The organism is Allokutzneria multivorans (genome assembly GCF_039537405.1).
GTDB classification, from domain to species: Bacteria; Actinomycetota; Actinomycetes; order Mycobacteriales; family Pseudonocardiaceae; genus Allokutzneria; species Allokutzneria multivorans.
This window is the reverse complement of the sequence record NZ_BAABAL010000008.1, coordinates 289822-315698: the sequence shown is the minus strand read 5'-3', so window position 1 is coordinate 315698 and position 25877 is coordinate 289822. Positions and strand designations below refer to the sequence as shown.

General features: G+C 70.5%; 21 protein-coding genes. 14 read left to right on the top strand and 7 right to left on the bottom strand.

Annotated elements, in window-relative coordinates; all coding sequences use genetic code 11:
- Nucleotides 1-637 precede the first annotated feature (637 nt).
- The 5 genes from ABD798_RS14770 (at nucleotide 638) to ABD798_RS14750 (ending at nucleotide 6410) form a co-directional block, all read left to right on the top strand.
- A complete protein-coding gene (locus ABD798_RS14770; protein WP_344874926.1) occupies nucleotides 638-3961 on the top strand; it encodes a sensor histidine kinase in 3324 nt (1107 codons plus the stop codon).
- Nucleotides 3958-4383, top strand: coding sequence for a roadblock/LC7 domain-containing protein (locus tag ABD798_RS14765; RefSeq protein ID WP_344874924.1), 426 nt, complete (start codon nucleotides 3958-3960; stop codon nucleotides 4381-4383). Before ABD798_RS14770 ends, ABD798_RS14765 begins: the two co-directional genes overlap by 4 nt.
- 36 nt (nucleotides 4384-4419) lie before the next feature.
- Nucleotides 4420-4938, top strand: coding sequence for a DUF742 domain-containing protein (locus ABD798_RS14760; RefSeq protein ID WP_425549221.1), 519 nt, complete (start codon nucleotides 4420-4422; stop codon nucleotides 4936-4938).
- Nucleotides 4919-5524 (top strand): GTP-binding protein, encoded by a 606-nt coding sequence (locus ABD798_RS14755; RefSeq protein WP_344874922.1) that lies wholly within the window; start codon nucleotides 4919-4921, stop codon nucleotides 5522-5524. Before ABD798_RS14760 ends, ABD798_RS14755 begins: the two co-directional genes overlap by 20 nt.
- A 256-nt stretch (nucleotides 5525-5780) precedes the next feature.
- Entirely contained in the window at nucleotides 5781-6410 is a 630-nt protein-coding gene (locus ABD798_RS14750; RefSeq protein WP_344874920.1) for a nucleoside/nucleotide kinase family protein, read from the top strand.
- A gap of 25 nt (nucleotides 6411-6435) precedes the next feature.
- Here the strand turns inward: ABD798_RS14750 and ABD798_RS14745 are convergent, their stop codons facing one another.
- On the bottom strand, nucleotides 6436-9942 hold the full coding sequence (locus ABD798_RS14745) for a S8 family peptidase (RefSeq protein WP_344874918.1): 3507 nt from the start codon (nucleotides 9940-9942) through the stop codon (nucleotides 6436-6438).
- Nucleotides 9943-10120: 178 nt separating this feature from the next.
- Between ABD798_RS14745 and ABD798_RS14740 the strand changes: the two genes are divergently transcribed.
- Entirely contained in the window at nucleotides 10121-10828 is a 708-nt protein-coding gene (locus ABD798_RS14740; protein ID WP_344874916.1) for a DddA-like double-stranded DNA deaminase toxin, read from the top strand.
- A complete protein-coding gene (locus ABD798_RS14735; protein WP_344874914.1) occupies nucleotides 10816-11232 on the top strand; it encodes an Imm1 family immunity protein in 417 nt (138 codons plus the stop codon). The genes ABD798_RS14740 and ABD798_RS14735 overlap by 13 nt, the downstream gene beginning before the upstream one ends.
- Before the next feature lie 9 nt (nucleotides 11233-11241).
- Here ABD798_RS14735 and ABD798_RS14730 read toward each other — a convergent pair whose 3' ends face one another.
- Both ABD798_RS14730 and ABD798_RS14725 read right to left on the bottom strand, forming a co-directional pair.
- A complete protein-coding gene (locus ABD798_RS14730; protein ID WP_344874912.1) occupies nucleotides 11242-13410 on the bottom strand; it encodes a serine/threonine-protein kinase in 2169 nt (722 codons plus the stop codon).
- Nucleotides 13411-13565: 155 nt separating this feature from the next.
- On the bottom strand, nucleotides 13566-14606 hold the full coding sequence (locus ABD798_RS14725; protein WP_344874910.1) for a terpene synthase family protein: 1041 nt from the start codon (nucleotides 14604-14606) through the stop codon (nucleotides 13566-13568).
- A 281-nt stretch (nucleotides 14607-14887) separates the two neighbouring features.
- Between ABD798_RS14725 and ABD798_RS14720 the strand changes: the two genes are divergently transcribed.
- From ABD798_RS14720 to ABD798_RS14690, 7 genes are all read left to right on the top strand, one after another.
- Nucleotides 14888-15991: an ABC transporter substrate-binding protein gene (locus ABD798_RS14720; protein ID WP_344874908.1), complete on the top strand. Its 1104-nt coding sequence runs from the start codon at nucleotides 14888-14890 to the stop codon at nucleotides 15989-15991.
- A 29-nt stretch (nucleotides 15992-16020) separates the two neighbouring features.
- Nucleotides 16021-17565, top strand: coding sequence for a sugar ABC transporter ATP-binding protein (locus tag ABD798_RS14715; protein WP_344874906.1), 1545 nt, complete (start codon nucleotides 16021-16023; stop codon nucleotides 17563-17565).
- Entirely contained in the window at nucleotides 17558-18526 is a 969-nt protein-coding gene (locus tag ABD798_RS14710; protein WP_344874904.1) for an ABC transporter permease, read from the top strand. Before ABD798_RS14715 ends, ABD798_RS14710 begins: the two co-directional genes overlap by 8 nt.
- On the top strand, nucleotides 18523-19491 hold the full coding sequence (locus ABD798_RS14705; RefSeq protein WP_425549220.1) for an ABC transporter permease: 969 nt from the start codon (nucleotides 18523-18525) through the stop codon (nucleotides 19489-19491). The genes ABD798_RS14710 and ABD798_RS14705 overlap by 4 nt, the downstream gene beginning before the upstream one ends.
- 263 nt (nucleotides 19492-19754) lie before the next feature.
- The gene (locus ABD798_RS14700) at nucleotides 19755-20408 is read left to right on the top strand and encodes a peptidoglycan recognition protein family protein (protein ID WP_344874902.1); all 654 of its coding nucleotides are present in this window, start codon (nucleotides 19755-19757) and stop codon (nucleotides 20406-20408) included.
- Between the two features lie 104 nt (nucleotides 20409-20512).
- The gene (locus ABD798_RS14695) at nucleotides 20513-21115 is read left to right on the top strand and encodes a TetR/AcrR family transcriptional regulator (protein ID WP_344874900.1); all 603 of its coding nucleotides are present in this window, start codon (nucleotides 20513-20515) and stop codon (nucleotides 21113-21115) included.
- 58 nt (nucleotides 21116-21173) lie between these two features.
- Nucleotides 21174-22049: a TIGR03620 family F420-dependent LLM class oxidoreductase gene (locus tag ABD798_RS14690; RefSeq protein WP_344874898.1), complete on the top strand. Its 876-nt coding sequence runs from the start codon at nucleotides 21174-21176 to the stop codon at nucleotides 22047-22049.
- Here the strand turns inward: ABD798_RS14690 and ABD798_RS14685 are convergent.
- From ABD798_RS14685 to ABD798_RS14670, 4 genes are all read right to left on the bottom strand, one after another.
- Complete coding sequence (locus ABD798_RS14685) at nucleotides 21994-23262, bottom strand: glycosyltransferase 87 family protein (protein WP_344874896.1); 1269 nt, start codon at nucleotides 23260-23262, stop codon at nucleotides 21994-21996. The genes ABD798_RS14690 and ABD798_RS14685 overlap by 56 nt on opposite strands.
- A 96-nt stretch (nucleotides 23263-23358) precedes the next feature.
- Entirely contained in the window at nucleotides 23359-24177 is an 819-nt protein-coding gene (locus ABD798_RS14680) for a spermidine synthase (RefSeq protein ID WP_344875001.1), read from the bottom strand.
- 50 nt (nucleotides 24178-24227) lie between these two features.
- Nucleotides 24228-24605, bottom strand: coding sequence for an adenosylmethionine decarboxylase (gene speD / locus ABD798_RS14675; RefSeq protein WP_344874999.1), 378 nt, complete (start codon nucleotides 24603-24605; stop codon nucleotides 24228-24230).
- A gap of 64 nt (nucleotides 24606-24669) precedes the next feature.
- Nucleotides 24670-25851: a type III PLP-dependent enzyme gene (locus tag ABD798_RS14670; protein WP_344874894.1), complete on the bottom strand. Its 1182-nt coding sequence runs from the start codon at nucleotides 25849-25851 to the stop codon at nucleotides 24670-24672.
- Between the last annotated feature and the right edge of the window lie 26 nt (nucleotides 25852-25877).

Sequence of the window (25877 nt, the reverse complement as noted above, 5' to 3'; positions counted from 1 at the left end):
TTCGCCGAACTTCGCGGGCTTTGCATTTCCTTAGGGTAGGAGGAAACGCGCTGTAATCACATCGGCGTGATTGTGGACGGAGAGCGACCACCTGCGACCGAGCGGAGGACACGGCGGATGAATTTCGCCGAGGCGCCCCGTTCGGAGTAGTCCCGCTCAAGAGCACTCGATGCGAAAACCGCCGAAGGTCGGCTTCCGAGATGATTCCGAGACACGCCCAGCCCGGGCTCCGGGCGGGGACGGCACCGCTTCGGGCGAGAACCGGGCCGCGAAGGGGCGGGGCCGGGCTCAGCGGGACGCGCTGGGGCCACCGCGCACGTGAAGGGCATCGGCCCTGTTCACGGCGACCGCTGGGGCGGGTCATACTGGCTCCTCGACCACGGGGCTGCGTTGCCCGGTTCGGGAGTGGTGCCTTCACCAAGGGTGACCGCACAATCACTCGTCCGAGCCATAAGGGTGTAGACAACGCCATGGTTGAGCGTCAAATCAAGTTCACGAATGTCATGACCTTCCTAAGTGAAGCGCCCAAGGCTGACAAGGCGGTTCTTCTTCGCTACCTTGCGCTGAAAGTTGTCCGTACGAGCTGGGTCCCGTACGGGGGGAGCCGCTTAGCTCTGATCCGGGGAGTGTTCACGTAGTGCCCGATCAGCCCGGCAGGATCGCGTCCCGCAAGGGTGCCCCGAACCGGTCCACCGCACCCGCCGACGACGGCGACGGCGGTGGCACCTCCTCGCGCGCGCAGCGGCGAACACAGCAGGTGTCCGAGTCGACACCGACCCCAGCCCACCCCGATCGGCGGGACGACGCGCGCTGGCGCCTGCGGAACTGGCGCCTGCGCAACCGGCTGGCCGTGGTGCTGCTCGTGCCCACGCTCACCGCGCTCGTCCTGGGCACCCTGCGCGTGCAGGACGAGCTCGCCCGCGCCGACGACTTCCAGCGCACCGTCGCCCAGGTCGACGTCGCCCGCAAGGTCACCACGGTCATCCACGAGATCCAGAAGGAACGGACGCTCGTGGTCGGCCGGGTCGCGGCGGGCCGCAGCACCGACCGCAAGCCCATGGTGGACCAGTTCGAGACCGTGAACGTCGCGGTCAACGAGCTGAACCGCGCGATGGAGTCCCTCGAGTACGACGACGCCGCCAGCGAGGAGCGCTACAAGCGCGGTATCCAGCGGCTCAGTGCACTGAACCCCCTGCGCCTGGTCGCCGACACGACCTCCTACGCCGACATCGCGGTGCACGCGGTCTACTCCTCCATCCTCGACGCGCTGGTGCAGCTCGGCCGCGAGGTCAGCGCCTCGGTGTCCGAGCACGCGCTGTCCAGGGCCGCCACCGCGATCCAGGCGCTGACCCAGGCCAAGGAGCGGGTCGCGCAGCAGAACGCGCTCATGCAGATGGCCGCCACGCACAACGAGTTCCGCGCCGGCCAGCTCGACGAGCTGCGCTCGGCCAACTCCGGTTACGACGCCGCGGTCTCGGACTTCCAGGCCGTGGCCACCCCCGGCGAGCGGCAGCTGTTCCTGGGCACCGTCAGCGGCAGCGACGTGGACACCCGGCAGCGGATCAAGCAGATCTCGGTGATCAAGGGCGCCAACGGCGACTCGCTGAACATCGACAACACCGAGTACACCCGGGTCGCCGGGATCACCAGCGACCTGCTCAGCCGGGTGGAGAACTCGCTGCTGGAATCGCTGCGCAAGGAGGCCGACGACCTGGCCGCCACCGCGGTCGCCTCGGCGACCAGGGACGCCGCGCTGGTGCTGGTCGCCCTGCTGGCCGCGCTGCTGCTGATGGCCGTCGTGGTCCGCTCGCTGCTGACCCCGCTGCGGGTGCTGCGCACCGAGGCGCTGGACGTGGCCAACGAGCGCCTGCCGGTGACGGTCCGGCGCATCCTCGACGACCCGAACCCGGCCGAGGCCGCCAAGACCGCGGTCCAGCCGGTGAAGGTGTTCACCCGCGAGGAGATCGGCCAGGTCGCGCGCGCCTTCGACGCCGTCCACGAGCAGGCCGTGCACATGGCCACCGAACAGGCCCTGTTGCGCGACAACGTGAACGCGATGTTCGTCAACCTCTCCCGGCGCAGCCAGACGCTGGTGGAGCGGCAGCTGTCCGTGCTGGACCAGCTGGAGCAGGACGAGCAGGACCCGGACGCGCTGTCCAGCCTGTTCGTGCTCGACCACCTCGCCACCCGCATGCGCCGCAACAGCGAGAACCTGCTGATCCTCTCCGGCAGCGGGCTCGGCAAGCGGCTGTCGGCCCCGGTCCCGGTCGCCGAGCTGATCGGGGCCGCGGTCTCCGAGGTCGAGCACTACGCCAGGATCAACCTGACCTCCGCGCCGGACGTGCTGGTGCAGGGCCGCGTGGTCAACGACCTCATCCACCTGACCGCGGAGCTGCTGGACAACGCCACGGTGTTCTCCGACCCGCAGAGCCCGGTCGACGTCAGCGTCGCGCAGCTGCGCTCCAAGGACCTCGCCATCCAGATCACCGACCGCGGTGTCGGGATGAGCGAGGAGGAGCTGGCCGAGGCCAACAAGAACCTCGCCGAGCCGCCGGAGATCGACGTCGCGGTGTCCCGCCGGATGGGTCTGTACGTGGTCGCCCGGCTGGCCGCGCGGCACGAGATCAAGGTGCGGCTGCACAACGGCGAGTACATCGACGGCGGCACCAGGGCGATCATCACCGTGCCCGCCGCGCTGGTCGTGCTGCCCTCGGCGCTGGACACCGGGCTGTACCCGACCTCGCAGCAGCAGTTCCCGCCGCCGATGCCGCAGCGCCAGCCGCAGACGCACCTCCCGGAACAGCAGGAGTGGTTCACCTCCACCAATCCCGCCGTCGACCCGGTCGAGCCCGAGCCGGCTCCGGCTCCCGCTCCGGCTCCGGTCGAGCAGCCGGTGGCGGAGGCCGCGACCCAGCCGGACGCCGGGGAGCAGCCACGCCTGGGCGGGCCGAGGGCGCTGGCCCGCCGTCTGGCCCCGTCCCTGGTCGAGCAGACCGAGGGCAGGGGCCTGGCCGATGACGACCTCACCGCATCCAGCGCGTCCACTGTGGACGGTGCTGGCGGTGCGGACGCCTCGGACCTGTTCGCCCCGCACCAGGACGAGCGCGCGTACCAGGAAACCCCTGCGCCGCAAGAGAACCCTGTGCAGCAGACCGGGGTGTACGAGAACCCCTTCCCGCCGGTCGACCGGGTCGAGGTGGACGCGCCGACCGAGCGGCTGCCGATCTACGAGGAAATCCTCTCGCAGTGGTTCCAGACGGTGGAGAACCCGGACGGGGAGTTCCCCCACCCCTCGCCGCCGCGCCCGGTTCCCGGCACCGAGCCCGCTCCGGTGGCCAAGGCGCCCGTGGAACGCCCCGCTCCCCAGCCCACGGCTGAACCCACTGCCGAACCCGCTGCCGAGCCCGTGGCCGAACGCACCGCTGAGCCCGTCGCGGAGCCCGTTGTCAGGGCTGAGCCGGTCGCCCCGCCCGCTGCGGTTCCGGCCGCTCCGGTTCCCGTTGCCGCGGTGGAGCAGGTGACGCGCAGGGAGACCATCCCGGCGCCGCCGCGCCCCTCCACCTGGCGCTCCGCCGGGGACGAGGGCTGGCGCGCGGTGGAGACGATGCTCAACGCCCCGGCCGAGGAGACGGTGACCCCCGCGGGCCTGCCCAAGCGGGTGCCGAAGGCGAAGCTGATGCCCGGCTCGATCAAGCCGGCCGCGCCGCGCCGCTCGGCCCCGCCGACGAGGGGTGCGGGCAGCACCGGGCAGCAGCCCGTGATCGCGGCGCCGCCCGCTCAGCCCGCTCGCTCCGCCGAGGTGGTGCGCGGCCGGATGTCCAGCTTCCAGCAGGGGCTGCGGCGCGGACGTCATGCCAGGATCGACGAACTCGCTGGCGAGCGCGCCGGCTCCAACGGAACTCACGCGCCCAACGGCGCCGCGTCGCCCGACGGCGCCGCGCGGCAGGAGGAGGACAAGTGACCATCCCGCAACAGCCGGGCGGCTTCGGCTGGTTGATCACCGAGTTCGTGCAGCGGGTGCCCGGCGTGGCGCACGCCGTCGTGGTCTCGGCGGACGGCCTGCTGCTCGCCGGCTCCGAGGGCCTGCCGCGCGACCGCGCCGAGCAGCTGTCCGCGGTCGCCTCCGGGCTGGTCAGCCTCACCCAGGGAGCGGCTCGCTGCTTCGAGGCGGGCAACGTGGCCCAGACCGTGGTGGAGATGGAGCGGGGCTACCTGTTCCTGATGTCGGTCTCCGACGGCTCCTGCCTGTCCCTGCTCGCCGCGCCCAACTGCGACATCGGCCTGGTCGCCTACGAGATGACCATGCTCGTCGAGCGGGTCGGCCAACAGCTGACGCCTGAGCTGCGCGCCCAGCTCCAGGGCGGCGGACGAGGGCTGGGCTGAGCCGATGAGGGCTGACGTGACGCGGGAGGTGGCGAGATGAGCTCGGGCTCCTACTACGACCCGGAGAACACCGGCGACAACTGGTCGCAGCTCTACACCCACGGTGGGCAGCACAACACCGGGTACGGCGCGGCGGAGGACCACCGGGCCGAGCTCGGTGGTTTCGCCGAGCAGCCGGAGGGCAGGCACGAGCTGCGCTCCCCGCTGACCGAGACCGGTATGCTCGCTCGCCCCTACGCCCGGACACGCGGCCGGACGCGACCCGACTACGATCTTCCGATCGAGGCTCTGGTCCGCACCAGCGACCACGCCGCGGGCGACCGGGAAGCCATCGGGCTTGCCGAGCACCGATCCATCAGCCGGTTGTGCATCGAGACCCGGTCGGTGGCTGAGGTCGCGGCCCGGATGCGGCTTCCGCTGGGCGTGGTCAGGGTACTGATCGGCGACATGGCGACGATGGGGTTGGTCCAGGTGCACCAGAACGGTCTGGTGTCCGGCGACCAGCCCTCGATCGCGTTCCTGGAAAGGGTGCTCAGTGGGCTCCGCAGGCTTTGATCCGCACACACCGGACACCAGCCGGGCGACGACCTCGGCCAAGATCGTGGTGGCCGGCGGCTTCGGCGTCGGCAAGACGACCTTCGTGGGGTCGGTGTCGGAGATCGTGCCGTTGACCACCGAGGCGGTGATGACCGAGGCCAGCGCGGGGGTGGACGACCTCTCCGCGACGCCGAACAAGGTCACCACCACGGTGGCGATGGACTTCGGCCGCGTCTCGCTGGACCGCGACCTGATCCTGTACCTGTTCGGCACGCCCGGCCAGCACCGGTTCTGGTTCATGTGGGACGACCTCGTGCGCGGGGCCATCGGCGCGATCGTGCTCGTCGACACCCGCAGGCTCGCCGACGCCTTCGCCTCCATCGACTTCTTCGACGACCGCCAGCTGCCCTACATCGTCGCGCTCAACTGCTTCGACGGCATGCTGCACCACCGCATCGAAGACGTCCGCGAGGCGTTGACCATCGACGACTCGGTCCCGATGGTGGTCTGCGACGCGCGCACCAAGGAGTCGACCAAGCTCGCGCTGATCACCCTGGTCGAGTACGCCATCCAGCAGTCCATGACCGTGCGCCCCATGGCCTGACCCACCCGTCGTGCTGTCGCCCTGAATGACTCATTGAGGTGCTTGAGCGCCCTGAATGAGTCATTCAGGTCCCAACCCCGGCGGTTGGGCGGGCGGATGCCTGGCTGCGGCGCGAGGGGTGTGGCGGTGAGCGAGAAGTCACCCGTGCCTGCCCAGGGTTTGGCACGTGAGCCCGCTTCGCGTCATCGTGGCATCGGGGGGGCCACGGAGCGGGCGAAAGCCACCCTCGTACGCCGGAGGCCCGCGAGGAGGAGATGTGCGCGTCAGGGCGGTGACGCCGGAGCGGCTGGTCACCGAGATCGCGGCGCGGGTGGTGGAGCTGCCGCGCGACGCGTGGGTCAGGCTCGCGGTGGACGGCGCGGAGGCCGCCGGGACGGCTCGGCTGGCGGATGCGTTGGTGGAACCGTTGCGGCTCGGCGGGCGTGCGGTGCTGCGCGCGTCGGCGGGCGGGTTCCTGCGCCCGGCCTCGTTGCGCTTCGAGCACGGCCGCGAGGATCCGGACGCGTTCTACCAGGACTGGCTGGACGTCAAGGGGATCACCAGGGAGCTGCTGGAGCCGCTCTCCCCCGGCGGGTCCGGGCGGGTGCTGCCGAGCCTGTGGGACGCCACCACCGACCGCGCCAGCCGCGCGTCCTATGTGGACCTCGCCGTGGGCGGGGTCCTCGTGCTGGACGGGCCGCTGCTGCTCGGCCAAGGGTTGCCGCTGGACCTGGTGGTGCACCTGTGGCTCTCGCGGTCGGCACTGGCCAGGCGAACTCCGCCGGAGCGGCACTGGACGCTGGGCGCCTTCGAGCGCTACGAGAACGAGGTCGATCCCGCGCTGCTGGCCGACGTCGTGGTCCGCGCCGACGACCCCCGCCACCCCGCCGTGGTGGAACAGGGCTGAGCGGACTCCGCCCAGCCCTGCCACCTCAGAGGACTCGGTAGGCGCGGATCAGCGTCTCCGTCACCGAAGCCCCGCTCGCGTCGACCGCAGTGGTGCGCAGCGACACGAACCCCTGTGCGGGGTTGACGACCTTGACCGCACCGGAGGACAGCACGGGCACCGGGGCCCACGTTCTCCCGTCGTCGGTGGAGATCTCCATCGTGATCGCCTTGCCGCCGCTGACGCGGAACCCGAACTCCCCGGGCTTCGCGCGCTTCGGGTCGAGGTCGTAGCGCACGTCCGGCAGCGCGAGCGGGACCAGCTCGCTCGTCTGTCCACTGTGGAACTTCCACACCGCGCTGGAGCCCGTTCCCACGTCGACGCCGGGCATCGTGCGCGTGGCGTCGACCTTCAGCTCAACCGGAAGGCGCTGCGCGGGAACGTCCACGGTGGCGATCCCGGGGACGTCGCTGCCGCCGGCCTTCTTGCCCGCCACGGTGATCGTGGTCGAGCCCTTGTCGTGCGCCGGGCTGTACGCGCCGCTCGGGGACTGAGTTCCAGACTGCGTGAACATCGGCAGTTCCACGCGGAGCTTGTTCCCCTCACGCGTCACACCGTCACGGGTCAGCTCGGGGTTGAACGGCGCCTTGAACACGTCCAAGCGGGAGGACTGCCCCTTCTTGAAGACGGTTGGCGCAGTTTCCTGGACCCCGTAAGGCATTCCTTGCGCGTCGACACCGATCGCGCTGACAGTCACCCACGGCCGGTCCGGCGTGTAGAACACGTCCAGCTCCGCGGGCGCCCGCAGCGGAATCCGCGAGCCGAACCACATGCCGTCGACATTGACCAAACCCTCGGCTGCGGTGCGCAGCTGGCCCGGGCCCGTCCTGTGCAGCTCGGTCCTGACCTTGGCGAGGTCGCGCGCGGAGTGGTGCCACGTGACACCGTTGGGCAGCCCGCCAACGGCGCGGTCGTGCAGGACGTACGCGGCGGGCGGGTTGGCGATGCCACGCACGCGCACCGTCACCGGCCCGGCCTGCATCGCCTCGCGGAGGATCGCGGCCTTGGGCTCCGGCAACGCCAGCGTCGGCCCGGTCCATGCCGGGTCGTGCACCGGGAAGGCGTCCTCCCCCAGCACTCCAGCTGCTCCGGCTGCGAACATGGCGGCCGCGCGCTTGGTGATCTCGGCCGAGGGCAGGTATCCCGGCGCGAAGAGCGCGAACGCGCCGCGCACGTCGACCTTGGCCAGCTCCTCGGGCGTGCCCTTGCCGACGTCGACGACCTTCGCCGACACCTCACCCCGGAAACCGAGCGGACTGACATCCGCCGGCTCAAGCTCCACATCGCCGAACGCGGCGGAAATGACCCTGCGGTTCCAGGAAGTGTTGCTGTACAGGGAAAGTCCGGCCATCGGCTTGCTCGGGACGACGAACTCCTTGCCCGGCTTGGACACCATCGACACGCCGGAGAGCCCCTTGCCGGGCAGCTGCGACAGGACGCCGACCTCGTGCCCCATCTGGAGCGGGGTCTGCACGGCCTCGGGGTCGTCCACCCGCACGTCGACCGGCTTGGCGTCGCGACCGTCGAGCACCAGTTCGGTGTCCTTGGTGACGGTGATCTCCTGCGCGAACTTCACGCGATCGGTGAACACGCCGTAGGGGTAGCCGGGCGGGTGCTCCACGTCGATCACCTGAGCGAGCACGCGGTAGCGCCCCTCAGGGACACCCTCGCTCTCCGAGCGCACCATGCGGGCCTTGCCGGAGTCGATGTCCTGCAACAGAACCGAGACGCTGGGTTCCGGAGTTCCCTTGTGACTGAAGGCTTTCACGGTGAGGACATGCGTCTTCGGGCCGGTCTCGGCCACCACCGAAGTGCGCAGTGAGACACCAGGAGCCGTTGCGGTCAAACGAACCCCGAACAGCCCGGTGGCCTTGCGGAAGTCGGCGGTGACGGTCGCCTCGGCCGAGCCCTTGGCGGGGACGACGAGGTCCTTCTTGTCCACCGCGAGCAGTCCGCCCTGCGCGGGCAGGTCCAGCTTCAGCGTCACCGGCTTGTCGGAATCGTTGGTGTAGCGGACTTTCTTGCTCACCGGCTCGGTGGTGCCCGCCGGTACGCTGCCCATGGACAGCGAGGCGGGTTCGACGCGGACCTGCTGGTGGAAGGCGCGCGCGAGGTCCAGCCGCCCGGCACCCTGGCCGAACACCGACGCCCCGTTCAGCGGGGTCGCCGCGCCCATGACCGCGGCCTTGAGCTGCTCGCCCTTCCAGTCCGGGTGCCGCTGCGCCAGCACCGCGACCGCGCCCGCGACGTGCGGCGTGGCCATCGAGGTGCCGGACAGGCGTGCGTGGGACTCGCTCACCGCGAACTGCGACAGCGTTCCTGCGGCGCGCGCGGCCACGATGTCCACGCCCGGCGCGGCGATGTCCGGTTTCGCGGCGTGGTCGCCCAGTCGCGGGCCCCTGCTGGAGAACGGGGCGAGCGCGTCGGACTTGCTGCTCGCTGCGACCGTCAACGCCGCGTCGGCGGAGCCGGGTGACTCGACGGCCTCGTCAAGGCCGGAGTTGCCGGATGCGATCACGAACAGCGTCCCCGTCTTGGCGGACAACGTGTTCACCGCCTGCGACACCGGGTCCGTGCCGTCGGTGGGTGCTCCGCCGAGGCTCATGTTGACCACGCGGGCACCCCGGTCGGCGGCCCACTGCATGCCTGCGAGGATCGCGTCCTCCGGGCAGCCGAAGGTCCCGCACACCTTGCCGATCAGCAGCTTCGCCTCCGGCGCGATGCCGCGGAACTTCGGCCCGGCACCGGCGATCGTCGACGCCACGTGCGTGCCGTGACCGTGCGTGTCATCGACCGGCTCGTCAACCAGGAAGCTCTTCGACTCGCTCACCCGTCCCGCCAGGTCCGGATGCTTCTGGTCCCAGCCGGTATCGAGTACCGCGACCGGGACCCCGGCTCCGGTCCCGCCCGCGCGCCACACCTCGGGCGCCCCGATCAGCGCGGCGCTCTGGTCCAGGCTCGGCTGCAGCCTGCGGTTGAGCCACACCTTCACCTGCGGCGCCCGCAACGACGGCCCGTTCAGCGAGGCCCAGAACTCGCCCGCCCGAGCCCTCGGCTGCGCCACCGCGGTGATACCCAGTCCCGGAAGGTCCCGTGTCACCGTCCCCGCCCGCGGCACCGCACGCGCGCGCTGCGGCTGCCTCGTCATCAGCACCGGCAGCACCGGCGATGACGCGTCGTCGAAGCCCTGGCTGATCAGCTCCGTGACGTTGAACAGCGTGTCGTCGAGCCGGTTCTCCCGCACCAGCGGCACCGCGTCCGCCGGGTAGACGTGCCGCTTCCCGTTCAGGATCACGCTGTGGAAGGCCATGCCGTCCCGGCCCGGCCCCGGCCGAACTCCGACCACATCGGTACCGCGTACCGCAACCTTGTCGCCCGTGAGCAGCGTGACCGTCCGCTCCTTCGGCGCCCTCGCACCATCGCCGCGGTCCTGGGCAACCGCGCTCGGCGCCACCACCACCGACGCCGCTAGGACGAGTGCCGATAAGGGCACCCAACGACTGGAATACGCCCGCATGCACGCTCCCTCGTCCCCGGGAGCACCGCGCTCCCGATACGGGAAGACCTACGCGTGCGTGGCGCTTTTCCGTTGTCCCGGACCAAGAACTTCGATCCCCGCACCCCGGCATTCGCCCTCATCCGAAACGGTGACCGCTTCTACGCTCGTCTCCGTGAGCACGCTCGGGGACGTCATCTCCCGCCTGCGCGGCGTGGTGAGCTCCTGCGGCCAAGCCCAGGCAGGCCTCGGCCAGGCCGCTGACCTCCTCGACGAGGCCGGCGCCCAGTACAGCGACGCCACGGCCGGCACTCGCGATCCCTCGGCCCACGACGCACTCAGCCTGCTGGGTCGGAGTGCCGCCGAGCTGAACACCGCCCTTCGCTCCGTGATGGCACTCGGGGAACGAGTGCGGGACTTCATCACCGCTCTCGCGGGCGACGGGACGGTTCAGCCAACGACGTACGTCGTCCCGCAACGCGATCTGATCGACCGGCTGCGCGCCGAGCTGCCTCCGCCCGTCGTGCCGCGCTCCGGCCAGAAGACCCACGGCCGCTGGATCGGCCCGGACGGCAGTACGCACACCGAGATCAGCGGGAGAGACGCGAAGTACGAGCGAGCGATTCAGTTCTTCAAGGACATGCGCGTCAGCCGAATCCCCTCGAAGGCGTCCGATGTGGAGATGAAGCTGGCCGTCCACATGCGGGTGAACGGCATTCGCTCCGCCACCTTGCTGGTGAACCACGTGCCGTGCCCAGGGCCCCTAGGATGCGACGCGCTGATCGGCGTGATCTTGCCCAAGGGGTACACGCTGACCGTGTACGGCGCAGACGGCTTCTATCGCCGATATCAAGGAGGGAAGACCTCATCGTGGCTGCCCTAGATGTGTACTACGCCCGTGAACACGGCGACGAGCCGGTCACGGTCGGCACCGTGGAGGAGATCGACGCGCTGATCGACCACGTGCGAGCCGAGTCTCCCGCCATCGCGCCGATCCTCATGGAAGTGCACCTCTCCGGCGACCCGTACACCCAAGGACTGGACGTGGGCGTCAACGGAGATGTCGGCGTTCTCCGCTACAGCGGGCGCGAGTGGTTCGAAGGCGTCTACAGCACGGGTGCCGGGCCTGCCGACGGTGAACCGCTGCAGTACTTCTACATGGACACCGACACCGAGTTCCCGCCGAACTCCGAGATCCCCCTGGACGACGTGCGGCAAGCGGTGCGGGAGTTCCTGGTCACCGACGGCGACCGGCCCGCGAACATCACCTGGCAGGCGGACCGTTGAGCCCCCGGGTCAGAACTTGCGGGTGGGGGTCGGGCCGTTGCGGCGGCCGGGGTGCGGAGGGCGCCGGTGCTCGTCGACGCGCTTGGTCTCCTCGCCCAGGGGGTTGCGGCCGGGGGTGATCTGCGTCGGGGCGCCCTGGGGAGGGGTCGGCCGCTTCGCGGGCGGGGGCGGCGGGGTGACGCGCGTCTTCTCCAGCTGCGACTTGTGGATCATCGTGGTGACCGGGCCGTCCTGCTTGAAACCGCCGCGGTTGAGCCAGGTGCCGACCTCGCGCTCGATGGTGCCGAGCGTCGGCCTGCGCGAGGGGTCGGGCTGCAACGCGGCGGCGAGCATGGCGCGGTGGGCGCTCTTCTCGGGCAGGTGCAGTTCGCCGCCACCGCGCGCGGCGGCCAGCAGGGCGGAGGCGGGGTCGCCCTGGTCGCCGCGCGGGGGCTGGCCGCTGAGCGCGTAGTTGATCGTGGCGGCCAGCTGCCAGGCGTCGGAGGCGGGGCTGGCGCTCTTGCCCGCGGCCACCTCGGGGGCGATGAAGTCGGGGGTGCCGAGCATGAAGCCCGCCGCGGTCAGGGTGGAGTCGCCGCGCTTGCGGGCGATGCCGAAGTCGATCAGGTGCGCGATGGCGTCGTCGTCGACGATCACGTTGGAGGGCTTCATGTCGCGGTGCAGCACGCCCTTGCTGTGCGCGGCGTTGAGCGCCCCTGCCATGGTCACCCAGAGCCGGGCGGCCATCACGTCGTCGAGCAGGCCGTCGTCGGAGACGACGTCGCTGAGCGAGCGGCCCTCGATGTACTCCATCACGATGGCCAGCCCCTCCCCCTCGTTGACCAGGTCGTAGACCCGGACGCAGTTGGGGTGGCGGATCGAGGCGAGCGCGCGGGCCTCGCGCAGCATCCGTTCCTCGGCCTCGGCGTCGGGGGCGTGCGCGAGCTTGATCGCCACGGTGCGGCCGAGGTTGGTGTCCATGGCCAGCCACACCTTGCCGAAACCGCCCTCGCCGAGCTGGCGGATGCGCCGGAAGCGACCGCTGGCCTGGGGCATCTCGGCCTTGCCCGAGCCCGCGACGCCCGCGGCGGCGGCCATCGCGGCGGCACCGGCGGCCATGCCCATCGAGGACGGGCCGGGAGCGGGCGGTGGGCCGCCGAGCGCGAAGGGCAGCGGGCCGGGCGTGTTGGCCAGGCCCGGCCGCTCCTGCGCGGGCGGCGGGGTCTGCGGCTGGGGCTGGGGAACCGGCGGGCGCGGCGCGCTCTGGTAGGGCTGCTGCTGGTTCTGCGCCGCCTGCATGTCCACCCTGGTCGGCGGGTGCTGCTGGTTGCGCTGCTGCTGGTTGTGCTGTTGCTGCTGGTTGTGCTGGGGCTGCTCGACCCTGGTCGGCGCTGGCGCCTGCTGCGGTCGTGCTGGCTGAATGGCCCGGCGGTCCACCTGGTCGGCTCCGTGTTCTCCGTGTGCTGACTGCGCTGCCAGTGCCGGCTTCGCCTCGTGCGCGGACTCCCTGCGGGCGCGGGCGGCGTCCGAGGCGCGGTCGATGGCCCGCTGACCGGGACCGCCGATCAGCCAGACCAGGATCGGTCCCACGATCGCGGCGAGCAGGAAGCCCGCCCAGAGGAAGCCCATCACACCCGCTTTCTTGTCCAGGGTCAGGAAGAACAGCGCCGCGAAGGACCCGGTGAAGAACCACACGGGGAAGCGCGCGCCCTTGCGGAAGGCCAGCATGCCCTGGAAGAACACCGACACCAGGACCAGCACGGGGATGCCGGTCAGGACGGGCCAGCCGACCCAGCCGTGCCAGGTGCCGTTGGTCAGCACGGACTGGACGCTGTTGGTGGTCAGCAGCTGCCCCTGGCTGACCGCGCCGAAACAGACGCCGGAGTTGAGCGAGGAACCGCCGACGACTCCGGAGTAGCCCTGGCGCATCGAGACGAGCAGGTTCGAGCTGCCGCCCATGGCCAGCAGCGGCAGCGCGAGGGTGCTGAAGACGGCGATGAAGGCGAACGGGAGCAGCGTCACCAGCGAGGTCCGGTTGCCCGTGACCTTGCGGATCAGCGCGATGGTCACGGCGCCCGCCGTGGGCAGGAAACCGAAGAGCACGCCGGCGGCGATGAGCGTCCACGCCCAGTCACCAGGGCAGACGTTGAACCCGAACAAGCGGTGCAGGCCTTCCAGCACCGTTTCGAGCGGCTCCACTGATCCCTCCTCGACCGTGGCGGGGCGCGGGTCCCCGCCCGCGCGGCCACGCTCCGCGACCACCCCACCCTATTCGTTCCCCCGCCGTTCCTGTCGCACCGTCGCGTGAACGAGAGGCCGAAAGTCACGAAGAGCACAAGATCGTCGGTGAACTCCTAACCAAACGGGCCGCGTGGCCCAGGCACGCGCGCGCCCGCGTCGAGCTGGTCCCACCACCACGAGACGGTTGGCGCGGCGAGAGGTTGCGGCGAGACGGCGGGGATGTCCTGGATCGAGGGACCCTCCGGTGCCGGACCGAAGCGCCACTCGGTGGTGCCGGCGACCGCGCGGCCCACTCCGGTGAGGTAGCGGCGCATCGCCGGACCGGACAGCGGCGAGAGTTGCGCGCGCAGGCGCAGGAACAGCGCGAGCGCCCGGTCCCGCACGTCCACGGCGGCGTCGAAGGCCTCGGCCACGGACAGCGACGGGGCGTCCACCCGCAGCGCGGAGACCAGGTTGAGCGCCGAGGGCTCGCCCTCGCGGTGACAGGAGTGCAGGTGGCAGGAGTGCAGGTCGAGGTCGGCCAGCGCGACCGTCCACGCCGCCTCGGTCGCGGCGCGGGCGACCGGGCCGTTCAGCTCCCACTCCGGCACTTCGGGCCCGAGCGCGAGCTCGACCTTCACGCCCATCACGGCCGCCCCGCCGCTCTGCGGGCGCAGCACCGCCCAGTCGGCGAAGCCGGGACGCTGTCCGCGTTCGACGAGGGCGCGCTCGGCGACGAGGCCGAGCCACCACGAGCGCACGGCCTCGGTGAAGCGGCGCAGCTGCAACGGGGACACCATGCGGCGGCCCCGGCGCAGCAGGTCGCACAGCGCCAGCGCGAAGGGATCGCCGCCGGGCACCGGGGTCTCGGGCGCGTCGAGCACGTGACCGAATCGGACCACCCGGTCGAGGACCTCCCCCGAGCCGGACCGCGTCGCGTCCAGCTCGGCCCGCAGCAGCGCGGCCCAGCAGGTGTAGCGCGCGAGCAGCTCGGCCCGCTCGGGCAGCGCGTCCGGGAGGGTGCGCGCGCTGAACTCGACCAGCGCGCCGTCGGCGCTGGGAAGACCGTGGGCGTCGAGCCAGCTCAGCGTGCTCTCGGCCAGCTCGGCGGCTCTGGGGTGCACGGCGGGGGTGATGGGTCGGTAGAGGCGTGAGAGCGCGAGCGACATGGTCATGCGGAACTCCTCCGGCGGCCGGACTCCCCATCAAACTGCGCTCGCCGGGCGGGTCAATCCCACGACTGCCGGTTCACCCGAAGCGACGCAGCGTGACCGCTGGTTGTCTACTTTTGTCCAAAAATGAGCGATCGTTGCCATCAATCTCATTACTTCCGCCCGCTTCGGTGGCATGTTTGTCGGTGCGGGCTGGTATTGAGAGCTAGGCCACAACACCGAACACCCCGGTAAGACCTCCGACAGACCTCCGAAGCACGCCGTTGTACGAAGGAGCCGATCGCATGAACGCCGATCGTTCGACCCCCGCAGCGGGCCGCGCCCGCGGCCTCCGGATGGGCACCGCGCTGACGGCGGCGACCCTGCTCGCGCTGACCGGCTGCGCCAACCCGGAGGGCGGCGGGGCCAACCCCGGCGGGACCTCCGGCGGCGGGCAGCAGGTGACCAAGACCCAGGACGCGGGCGGCGCGGGCTGCACCCTGCAGCAGTACGGCGTGGAGAAGCTGGACCTGACCAAGGCCACGGTGGGCTTCTCCCAGTCGGAGAAGGAGGCCAACCCGTTCCGCATCGCCGAGACCGCCTCGATCACCGCGGAGGCGAAGCGGGTCGGGGCACGGCTGATCACCACCAACGCCAACTCCGACCTGGGCAAGCAGATCTCCGACATCCAGAGCATGCTCGCCCAGGGCGCGCAGCTGCTGATCGTGGCGCCGCTGAACTCCGAGGGCCTCGAACCCGCGCTGCGCGCCGCGCGGGAGAAGAAGGTCCCGGTGATCACCGTGGACCGCAAGCTGTCCTCGGCGGCGCCGTGCAAGGACTACCTGACCTTCATCGGCTCCGACTTCGTCGACCAGGGCAAGCGGGCCGGTGAGGCGATGGCCAAGGCCACCGGCGGCACCGGCAAGGTCGCGATCCTGCTGGGCTCCTCCGGCAACAACGTGACCACCGACCGCACCAGCGGCTTCAAGGACTACCTGAAGGCCAGCGCGCCCGGCCTGCAGATCGTCGCCGAGCAGACCGGGGACTTCGCCCGCGAGAAGGGCCAGCAGGTCACCGAGCAGCTGTTGCAGGCCAACCCCGGGATCACCGCGATCTACGCGCAGAACGACGAGATGGCGCTCGGCGCGGTGACCGCGGTCCGCTCGGCGGGCAAGAAGCCCGGCCAGGACATCAAGATCGTCTCCGTCGACGGCACGCGCAACGCGGTGGAGAGCATCGTCGCCGGCGACCTCAACGCGGTGATCGAGTCCAACCCGCGCTTCGGCCCGCTGGCCTTCTCCACCGCGCAGAAGTTCTACGCGGGCGAGACGATCACGCCCACGGTGATCATCCAGGACAAGTCCTACGACACCGCCAACGCCAAGGCCGAGGTCGCGAACGCCTACTGAGCCCCACAGACACGTCCAGGGAGGCCCTGATGTCGGAGGACATGCCCGAGACCACGGCACAGGTGGTGCTGGAGGCCTCGGGGATACGCAAGTCCTTCGCGGGCGTGCACGCCCTGCGCGGGGTCGATTTCCGGCTCCGCGCGGGTGAGGTGCACGCGCTCGTCGGCGAGAACGGGGCTGGCAAGTCCACCCTGATCAAGGTGTTGACCGGGGTGTACCAACCGGATGACGGCGAGCTGCGCTACCTCGGCGAGCCGGTGTCCTTCGCCCGCCCCGCCGCCGCGCAGGACGCGGGCATCAGCACGGTCTACCAGGAGGTCAACCTGGTGCCGTCGATGTCCGTTGCGCACAACCTGTACCTCGGGCGGGAACCGCGCTCGGGCTTCGGGCTGGTGGACTTCAGGGGGATGCGTCGCAACGCGGCGAACCTGTTGGAGGACCTCGGGATCGACGTCGACCCGAGGCGGCAGCTCGGTTCGCTCGGGCTCGGCGTGCAGCAGATGGTCGCGGTCGCGCGCGCGGTGAGCACCGACGCGCGGGTCGTGATCATGGACGAGCCGACGTCGTCGTTGGAGCCGCGTGAAGTGGAGACGCTGTTCGAGCTGATCCGCAGGCTGCACCAGCGCGATGTCGCGGTGGTGTACGTGAGCCATCGCATGGAGGAGCTGTTCCAGATCTGCGACGCCGTCACGGTTCTGCGCGACGGACGCCTTGTCCACAGTGGACCGATGTATGAGATGACGCGCCTCGAACTGGTCTCGACGATGCTCGGCAGGCCGCTGAACGAGGTGCGCCGCGAGGGCACGACGGCCTTCGGCGGGGATCACGAGACGGGGTCGACGGCGTTGCTGCGGGCGACCGGGCTGTCCCGGCGCGGAGTGCTCGGCGCGGTCGACCTGTCGGTGAAGCCGGGCGAGGTGCTCGGGCTGGGCGGACTGCTCGGTTCCGGGCGCAGCGAGACGGTGAAGGCGTTGGTGGGACTGCAACCCCTGGACGCCGGGGTGATCGAGGTCGACGGCAGGACGGTCCGCAAGGGCTCTGCGGCCTCGGCGATCAGGGCGGGCGTCGTGCTGGTGCCCGAGGACCGCAAGGCGGAGGGCATCATCCCGCACCTGTCGGTCAGGGAGAACATCGTGCTCGCGGCGCTGCCCCGGCTCTCCAGGGCCGGGATCGTGTCGCGGGCGCGGCAGGACCAGGTGGTCGCGACGTTCATGGAACGCTTGCGCATCAAGGCTTCCAGTCCGGAGCAGAAGGTCAACGAGCTCTCCGGCGGCAACCAGCAGAAGGTGATGCTGGCGCGCTGGCTGGCGATGAGCCCGAAGGTGCTGCTGCTGGACGAGCCGACGCGCGGCATCGACGTCGGCGCGAAGGCGGAGGTCCAGTCCCTCGTGGACGATCTCGCCGAGCAGGGCCTCGGCATCGTGCTGGTCTCCTCGGACCTGGAGGAGCTGGTCGAGGGGGCCGACCGGATCGTGGTGCTCAAGGACGGGTCGTCGGTGGCCGTGCTGACCGACTCCGACGTCTCCGTGGACGGCGTGATGTCCGCGATCGCCGAAGGAGGGACCGATGAGTGAGCTGGTGACGGCGGGTGTGCGGCCCGGCTCGCGCGCCCACCTCGTCGGGCTGGCGCGGGACTACGGCGTGTACGTGGCGCTGGGCCTGCTGGTGCTGGTGAACCTGGTGATCACGCCGAACTTCCTGTCCGTGGACAACCTGCGAACGCAGGCCGTCCAGGTCGTCCCGGTGCTCGTGGTCGCGCTCGGCATGGCGCTGGTCATCGGCACCAAGGGCGTCGACCTTTCGGTGGGGTCGGTGATGGCGCTGGCCACCGCGATGCTGCCGATGTACCTGGGCTACGGGCCCGTGGTGGCCGTGGTGATCTGCCTCGCGGTGGGCGCGGCGGCCGGGCTGCTCAACGGCTCGCTGGTGGCCTTCATCGGGGTGCAGCCGATCGTGGCGACGCTCGCGCTTCTGGTCGGCGGGCGCGGTCTGGCGCTGGTGATCTCCGGCGGTCAGCTGCGCGAGGTGCGCAACCCGGAGATCCGGGAGCTGGGCGCGGGTTCGGTGTTCGGCGTGCCGTACACGGTGCTCGTCGCGGTCGTGCTGGTGGTGCTCGTGGCGCTGCTGGTCGGGCGGACCACGGGCGGTCGCCAGCTCGTCGCGGTCGGCGGCAACCCCCGCGCAGCGGAGTTCGCCGGTCTGCCGGTGAAACGCGTGCTGCTCGGCGTGTACGTGATCGCCGGGGTGCTCGCCGCGGTGGCCGGGGTGCTGGCGACGGCGCGGCTCACCGCGAGCGACCCGTCCCGGCTCGGCGAGCTGATCGAGCTGTCCGCGATCACCGCCGTGGTGGTCGGCGGGACCCCGCTCACCGGCGGGCGGGTGCGGGTGCTCGGCACGGTGGCGGGCGCGGTGCTGATGCAGCTGATCACCGCGACCCTGATCAAGAACGACGTGCCCGCCTCGGTGGCGCAGATGGCTCAGGCGCTGATCATCGTGGCCGCGGTGCTGGTGCAGCGGGAGAGGAACTCGTCGTGAGCACTTCGCAGGAGAGTCGCTCGGGCACCGTGGCGGGGATGGTGCAGCGGCACGGCGCGCTCGGCGTGCTGGTGCTGCTGCTCGTGGTCGGCGGTCTGGCCTTCGACACCTTCCTCACCGCGTACAACCTCGGCAACCTCGCGGTGCAGGCGTCCTTCCTCGCCGTGATCGCGCTCGGCATGACGATGGTGATCGTCTCCGGCGGCATCGACCTGTCCGTGGGGTCGGTGTACGCGCTGTCCGGAGTGCTCGCCGCGTACTCGGCGCGGTGGGGCCCGCTCGCCGCGCTGCTCGTGCCGCTGGCGGTCGCGGCGGCGATCGGGCTCGTGCAGGGCTTGTTGGTGGGCAAGGCGAAACTCGCCCCGTTCATCGTCACGCTCGGCGGCTTGCTGTTCGCGCGCGGCCTGTTGCAGTTCCTGACCGATGAGGGCGGCGAGACCTACCTCGTGCCGCGCGATTCGGCTTTCCTCCAGCTCGGGCAGGGCAGCGTGCTCGGCATCGGCGTGCCCGTGCTGATCGTGGTGCTGCTGTACGTGGTCGGCGGGATCGTGTTGCAGCGCACCAGGTTCGGCATGCGGTTGTTCGCCATCGGCGGCGGTGAGGACGCGGCGAACCTGATGGGGCTCTCCGTCACCTCGACCAAGGTCGGCGTGTACGTGCTGTCCGCGACGCTGGCCGGGCTCGCGGGCGCGATGAACGCCGCGCAGCTCGGATCGGGCGTCACGGTGATCGGCGTCGGCCTGGAGCTCAACGCGATCGCCGCCGTGGTGATCGGCGGGACACTGCTCACCGGCGGCATGGGCAGCGTCAGCGGCACGCTCGCCGGAGTGGCGCTGCTCTTCGTGATCCAAGACCTGATCAACCAGGTCGGCGGCTTCAACTCCAACCTCCAGGCGGTCGTCAGCGGCGCCGTCCTGGTGACCGTCGTCGTCCTCCAGACCCTCCTCTCCCGAGCCCGCCGCTAGCACTCCGCCCACCGCGAACGCCTCCTTCGTGCGTTGTAAGCCCTGAACGACCCGTTCAGTGCGTTCAACGCACCAAACGACCCGTTCAGTGCGTTCAACGCGTCAAAAGAGCCGTTCGCGGGGCGGAGTTGAGGGTGAGACGGAGTGCGGCTGTGCGTCGGGCGGTGACGGCGAGGGCGGGGGTGTGGGTGGAGGTGTGAACAAGTACCGGACAAGCGGTGTGGGAAAGGCTGGCTGCCCCTGCACATGTCCGGAGGTTCCCGATGGAAGGCACTCCCTCGCTCGACCGCCGTTCCCTTTTCCGCACCGCCGCCGGAGTCGGAGCGCTCGCCGTCGCCGGCCAGCTGATCACGCCGGGCTCGGCGTCGGCCGCGCCCGCTGCCCCGCGCATCTACAGCTGCGCGGAGTGGGGTGCGCGGGCGGTCAGCGGCATCACCACGCTGAACAACAAGCCGAACCGCATCCTGGTGCACCACATGGCGAACCCGAACAGCACGACCTACACGCAGGCGCACGCCTTCCAGGTGGCGCGCAACTGCCAGGCCGGGCACATGGGCCAGGGCTGGGCGGACACCGGCCAGCACTTCACGATCAGCAGGGGCGGCTTCGTGATGGAGGGCCGCAAGGGCAGCCTGTCCACGCTCAAGGGCCGCAAGCAGATGATCAAGGCAGCGCACTGCCCCGGCTTCAACGAGAACTCCATCGGCATCGAGAACGAGGGCACCTACACCAGCGCCGTCCCGACGACCGCGCAGTGGAACGCGCTGGTCAACCTGTGCGCGTACGTCTGCTACCAGTACGGGATCTCGCCGAGCAACATCAGCGGGCACCGCGACCACTTCGCGACGGCCTGCCCGGGCAACCAGTTCTACGCCAAGCTCGCACAGCTGCGCGCGGCGGTGAAGGCCAAACTCTGACCACGCAGGGGCGGCTCCATCCTGGAGGGCCACCGGAGGGCAGCTCGGTGGCCCTCCAGACCCCGCCTTGCAAATAATGACCGGGCAGTCATAAACTCCTCGGCATGACGGCGGTGCGAACGGGTCCCGGTCGTCCTCGCGAGTTCGACGAGGACGCGGTGCTCGACGCCGCCGGTGACGCGTTCCTGCTGCGCGGCTACCACGCGACCTCGCTGACCGACCTGACCACGGCGACCGGCCTGCACCGCGGGAGCCTCTACGGCGCGTTCGGCGACAAGCACCGACTGTTCCTCTCGGCGCTGCGCAGGCACGCCCGGCTCGCCGCTGAGACGCTCGAAGCGGACCTGTCGGGCGCGCCGACCCCCCTGGACGGCATCCACGCGGTCCTGCTCCGGCAGGCGGCGAAGGCCGCGGAGCGCATGGGCGAGTGCCGTGGTTGCCTGCTGGCCAACACGACACTGGAGATGCTCCCGGGCGACGAGCAGGTCGCGGGGATCATCGCCGGGCACCACCGTTGGCGCGAGGACCGGCTGACCGAGGTGCTGGAGCTGGCCCGCGCGCAGGGGCAGACCAGTGCGAGCCCGCCGAGGGCGTTCGCGCGCTTCGTGGGGACGGTGATCGAGGGGCTGTGGCAGCTCGGTCGCGTCGCTTCGGACCCGCGCCAGCTCACCGAGGCGGCCGAGGCCTCGATGCGCGCGCTGCGGTGACCGGCCGTCTTTTTTTTGCCACAATTCATGACCGATCAGTCATTATTTGGAGGACGCAGTGCTGGGACGAGTGGGGATCTGGTCGACGGTCTTCGTGTGGGGATCGGCGAAGGACGCCAGGACGTTGGCGACCGAGGCCGAGGAGCTGGGCTACGGCGCGCTCTGGTTCGGCGAGGCGGTCACGGGCAAGGAGTCGCTGAGCAACGCGTCGATGCTTCTCGGTGCCACGCAACGGATCGCGGTGGCCACGGGCATCTCCAACATCTGGGCGCGCGATGCCACGGCGATGCGCGCGGGCGGTGACACGCTCACGGAGGCGTTCCCCGGGCGCTTCCTGCACGGGCTCGGCATCAGCCACCTGGCCGAGGTCGCCGAGCGCGGCCACGGCTACGGCAAGCCAGTGGCCACGATGCGCGCCTACCTCGACGCGATGGAGGCCACCGAGATCACAGCCGCCGCACCCGAGAAGCCGACGACCCGTGTGCTGGCCGCCTTGCGCCCCAAGATGTTGGAGCTCTCACGCGACCGCACCGACGGCGCGCACTCGTACTTCATGCCGCCGTCGCACTCGGAGCGGGCGCGGGCGATCCTGGGTGCCACGCCGATCCTCGCGGCTGAGCAGGCGGTCGTGCTGGAGACCGACCCGGTGCGCGCCAGGGCGATCGCGCGCGAGCACACCGCGGTGTACCTGTCGATGCCGAACTACGTGAACGCGTTGCTGTGGCTCGGTTTCGACGAGTCCGATGTGGACGGTGCGGGCAGTGACCGGCTCGTGGACGCCGTCGTCGCATGGGGTGACGCCGACGCGATCCGCGCACGGGTCAACGAGCACCTGGACGCGGGTGCGAGCCACGTCGCGATCCAGGCGCTGGGCGGGTTCAGCTCGGTGCGGGAACAGCTCCGGGAGCTTGCCCCTGCCCTGCTCGACGGGTAGCAACGAAGGCCACCACGATCACGAAGGCCAGCAGATAAGCGTTGCGGGTCAACGGTTCCAACCACGCCGGAGCATCGAGGAGGAACAGCCCGGTGTCGGGCGGGCCGGCCTCGCCGGGCTTCAACGCCTTGCCGAACCACGAGAAACCGAGCAGGTACACGGCGGCGAGCACGCCCCACGCGAGCTTGTCCCGGTACCGCAGCCCGAGCACGCACAGGTACACCGACAGCGGCACGAACCACACCCAGTGGTGGCACCACGAGAACGGCGAGACCATCGTGCCGGTCAGCCCGCACAGCGTGGCGCCGAGGAGTTCGTTGCCGCGCTTGGCAACCAGCGCGGCGAGGCCGAGGCCGACGACGCCGCACACTCCGGCCACGAGCAGCCACGGCAGCGCGGGCGGCTCGTTGGTCCCGAAGAAGCGGGCGATCATGCCGCGCAGCGACTGGTTGCTCGGCCAGATCGTCGGCCCGACCCGGCCGGAGGTGAAGAACGTGCCGGTCCAGTACTTCAGCGCGTCGGAGGGGATGAGCAGGAAACCGAGGCCGATGGTGCCGAGGAAGGTCGCGGTGGCCACGCCTGCCGCGCGGAAGCGGCCGGTGATCAGGAGGTAGACGATGAAGATCGCGGGCGTGAGCTTGATGCCCGCCGCGATACCCACACCCACGCCCTGCCAACGGTTTCCGGCCCTGCTGGTCAGATCCACCAGCAGGATGACCATGAGCAGGAGGTTGATCTGACCGAGCCAGAAGGTGGTGCGCACCGCCTCCAGCCAGAACAGCGGGCCGGTCAGCAGCACGCCGAGGAACACCAGGTTCCGGTTGGCGGTGTAGCCGAGCCTGCGGAAGGCGATCCAGATCGCACTGAACAGCAGCGCCAGGTTCGCCAGCAGCGACAGGGCCTTGAGCAGCCACAGCGGCAGGAACGCCAGCGGGGTGAACACCAGCGCCGCGAACGGCGTGTAGGTGAACTCCAGCGCGTGCAGCACCGGCTTCTCGTACAGCGGGCGCCCGCTGAGCACGAAGTCGCCGCCCACCGCGTACACCTGCACGTCGATCATGATCAGGTGGCCGGGCCAGAGCGCGGCGGTGACCGCGTAGGCGGCGAGCGCCACCAGCAGCACCAGCGGTGCCACCGCACGGAGCCAGCCTGGAAGTCGCAGGTCACGGGTGTTGCCAGGCTGCGCCGACGAGGACGCGACCGCTGAGGACATGGCTCCTACAGTAAACGGCGCTACGCCGATCGGCGTACGCGGTGTGAGGTCCCCCCGCATCGAAGCTTTGAGTGTGCGGGGGGACCCGAAACCTGCCTAGGCGGTGCGGACCAGCAACGGCGGCACGGTGTTGCCGCGCAGTGCGTCCGCGTCGACGGTCTCCGGGCGGTAGCCGCAGGACGGCAGCGCGGAGATCATCTTCTCGGTCGGGTCCGCGACGGCGTCGGCGCGGCCGAACAGGTAGGCCCACTCGTGCTCGTCGGAGCCGTAGTAGGCGACGGTGTCGAAGACCTCGCCGAAGCGCTGCCAGGAGCGGATCAGCGTGGAGTTGCGCCACATCGTCTGGCAGCCCGCCTGGCAGATCACCACGCCGCCCGGGGCGAGCACGGAGCGCGCCATGCGCAGGAACTCCGACTCGTAGAGGCGGTTGTGCTGGGCGAACTCCTCGCGCTCGTCCGGGAGGTCGACCAAGACGATGTCGTACTTCTCGCCAGTCGCGACCGCGTCGACCAGGAACTGCCAGCCGTCGGTGAGGTGCAGCTTGATCGGCCCGTCACCGGCGACCGCCGCGTCGACCTGCTCCGGCGTGTAGCCGTAGGGCAGGTGGCGGGCACACGCGCGCACGCACTCCTCGTCGATGTCCACGTGGTCCACGCGGGTGGCGCCCGCCGCGACCGCCATGTGGCACACGACGCCCTCGCTGGAGCCGACGACGAGCACGCGCTCGATCTTGTCCGCCAGCAGCAGGCCGGGGACCATCAGCGCCTCGTGGTAGGTCAGCTGGCTGAACTCGGTGCTCTGCCGGTCGTTGTCGCAGAACAGCGACACGCCCTGGGAGGTCTTGCCGATGACGACGTGCTGGAAGGCGGTGTCGCCCTCCCAGATGACGTCGTCCATGCGCCACTGCCGGACCATGCCCTCGGCAAGCGGCTCGGTGATCCAACGGCCCTCGTCGGTGATGGTGCTCAACTCGTCTCCCAACCGCGGTGAATGGTCTTGGTCTGAACGGTCGCCGCGCCGAGGGCCTCGGCGAGCAGGCGGACGGCGAGCTCGGGCCGGGCCCGGTCGCCGCAGGTGAACACGTCCACGAACAGCGCCCCGATCTCGGGGTAGGTGTGGATGGAGGCGTGCGACTCCGACAGCAGCGCCAGCACGGTCACGCCCTGCGGCTCGAACTGCTTCGAGGAGACCTCGCACACGGTCGCGCCGGCCTGGTCCAGCACGTGCTCCAGGGTTCGGCGCAGGAAGAGCTCGTCGTCGAGCAGCGACGCGTCGATCCCCGCGAACTCTGCGAGGACGTGCTGCCCGGTGAACAGACCCACGACGGGGACCTGTGTCTGCACCGGTCCTGAGACAGTGGACACCTACTCAACCTCCCTGAAATCTCCCAGCGGACTCCGGCTGGAGCTAGCTCTGCTTCGCCCCGATGACATGCGTCGTCAGGGGCGGAAAACCGTTGAAGGACACCGAGGAATAGCTCGCCGTGTAGGCGCCGGTGCACGGGATGTCGACATGGTCGCCCGCGACGAGCGCGAGCGGCAAGCGATATGCGGTGCGCTGGTAGAGCACGTCGTCGCCGTCGCAGGTCGGCCCCGCGATGACCACGGGCCCATCAGGTCCGCCGTCCCGTTCGGTACGCAGTTCGTAGGCGATCGCCTCGCCCTCGCACTCCGCCATGCCGTTGTAGCGGCCGATGTCGAGGTAGACCCAGCGGTGGGTGTCCTCGACCGACTTCCTGGAGACCAGGACGACCTCGGAGCGGATCATCCCGGCGTCGCCGACGAGGGCGCGGCCCGGCTCGATGATCAGTTCGGGGCGGGCTCCCGGGAAGTGGCGGTCCAGCGCGCGTTCGATCACCGCCGCGTACTCGGCGAGCGCGGGCACCGCTTCGGTGTAGACCGACGGGAAACCGCCGCCGAGGTTCACCAGCCCAACTGGAACTCCGGCCCCGGCGATCTGCGCGGCGCGGGTGATGCCCAGCTCCCACGCGGCGGGGTCGACGTGCTGCGAGCCGACGTGGAAGGAGATCCCGCGCACGTCGAGCCCGCGCTCCCCCGCCTCGCGCAGCAGCTCGACCGCCATGTCCGGGGCGCAGCCGAACTTCTTGCCGAAGGGCGTGCGCGCGCCGTCGGCCTCCACCAGCACGCGGCAGAACACCGAGGCACCGGGCGCGTGCTCGGCGAGGTGCCGCACGTCCTGGGCGCTGTCCAGCACGAAGAGCCGGACACCGCGTTCGAACGCGTACGCGATGTCGGCTGCCTTCTTGATGGTGTTGCCGTAGGAGATCGCCTCCGGCGCCGCTCCCTGGGCCAGGCACAGGTCGATCTCGCCGGTGCTGGCGACGTCGAAGCACGCGCCGAGCTCGACGAGCAGGCGGACGACCTCGGGGTGCGGGTTCGCCTTGACGGCGTAGAAGATCCGCGCGTCCGGGAGCGCGTCTCGCAGCGTCCGGTAGTTGTGCTCGACCACGTCGAGATCGAGGACCAGGCAAGGGGTCGACGGGCGGTGGGTGTCCAGGAAACGCCTGATGCGGGCACTGGGGTCGTTCGTCTTCTCCGCAGCTACCGCGGTGGCAAGGCTCTCGGACATTCCGCTTGTTGATCTCCAGTCACTCG

What these genes read in the sequence shown, in the direction of transcription:
- ABD798_RS14760 (WP_425549221.1), top strand. Translation starts at nt 4,420, where the DNA reads ATGAGCTCGGGCTCCTACTACGACCCGGAGAACACCGGCGACAACTGG.
- ABD798_RS14725 (WP_344874910.1), bottom strand. Translation starts at nt 14,606, where the DNA reads ATGACCATGTCGCTCGCGCTCTCACGCCTCTACCGACCCATCACCCCC.
- ABD798_RS14720 (WP_344874908.1), top strand. Translation starts at nt 14,888, where the DNA reads ATGAACGCCGATCGTTCGACCCCCGCAGCGGGCCGCGCCCGCGGCCTC.
- ABD798_RS14715 (WP_344874906.1), top strand. Translation starts at nt 16,021, where the DNA reads ATGTCGGAGGACATGCCCGAGACCACGGCACAGGTGGTGCTGGAGGCC.
- ABD798_RS14710 (WP_344874904.1), top strand. Translation starts at nt 17,558, where the DNA reads ATGAGTGAGCTGGTGACGGCGGGTGTGCGGCCCGGCTCGCGCGCCCAC.
- ABD798_RS14700 (WP_344874902.1), top strand. Translation starts at nt 19,755, where the DNA reads ATGGAAGGCACTCCCTCGCTCGACCGCCGTTCCCTTTTCCGCACCGCC.
- ABD798_RS14695 (WP_344874900.1), top strand. Translation starts at nt 20,513, where the DNA reads ATGACGGCGGTGCGAACGGGTCCCGGTCGTCCTCGCGAGTTCGACGAG.
- ABD798_RS14685 (WP_344874896.1), bottom strand. Translation starts at nt 23,262, where the DNA reads ATGTCCTCAGCGGTCGCGTCCTCGTCGGCGCAGCCTGGCAACACCCGT.
- ABD798_RS14680 (WP_344875001.1), bottom strand. Translation starts at nt 24,177, where the DNA reads ATGGTCCGGCAGTGGCGCATGGACGACGTCATCTGGGAGGGCGACACC.
- ABD798_RS14670 (WP_344874894.1), bottom strand. Translation starts at nt 25,851, where the DNA reads ATGTCCGAGAGCCTTGCCACCGCGGTAGCTGCGGAGAAGACGAACGAC.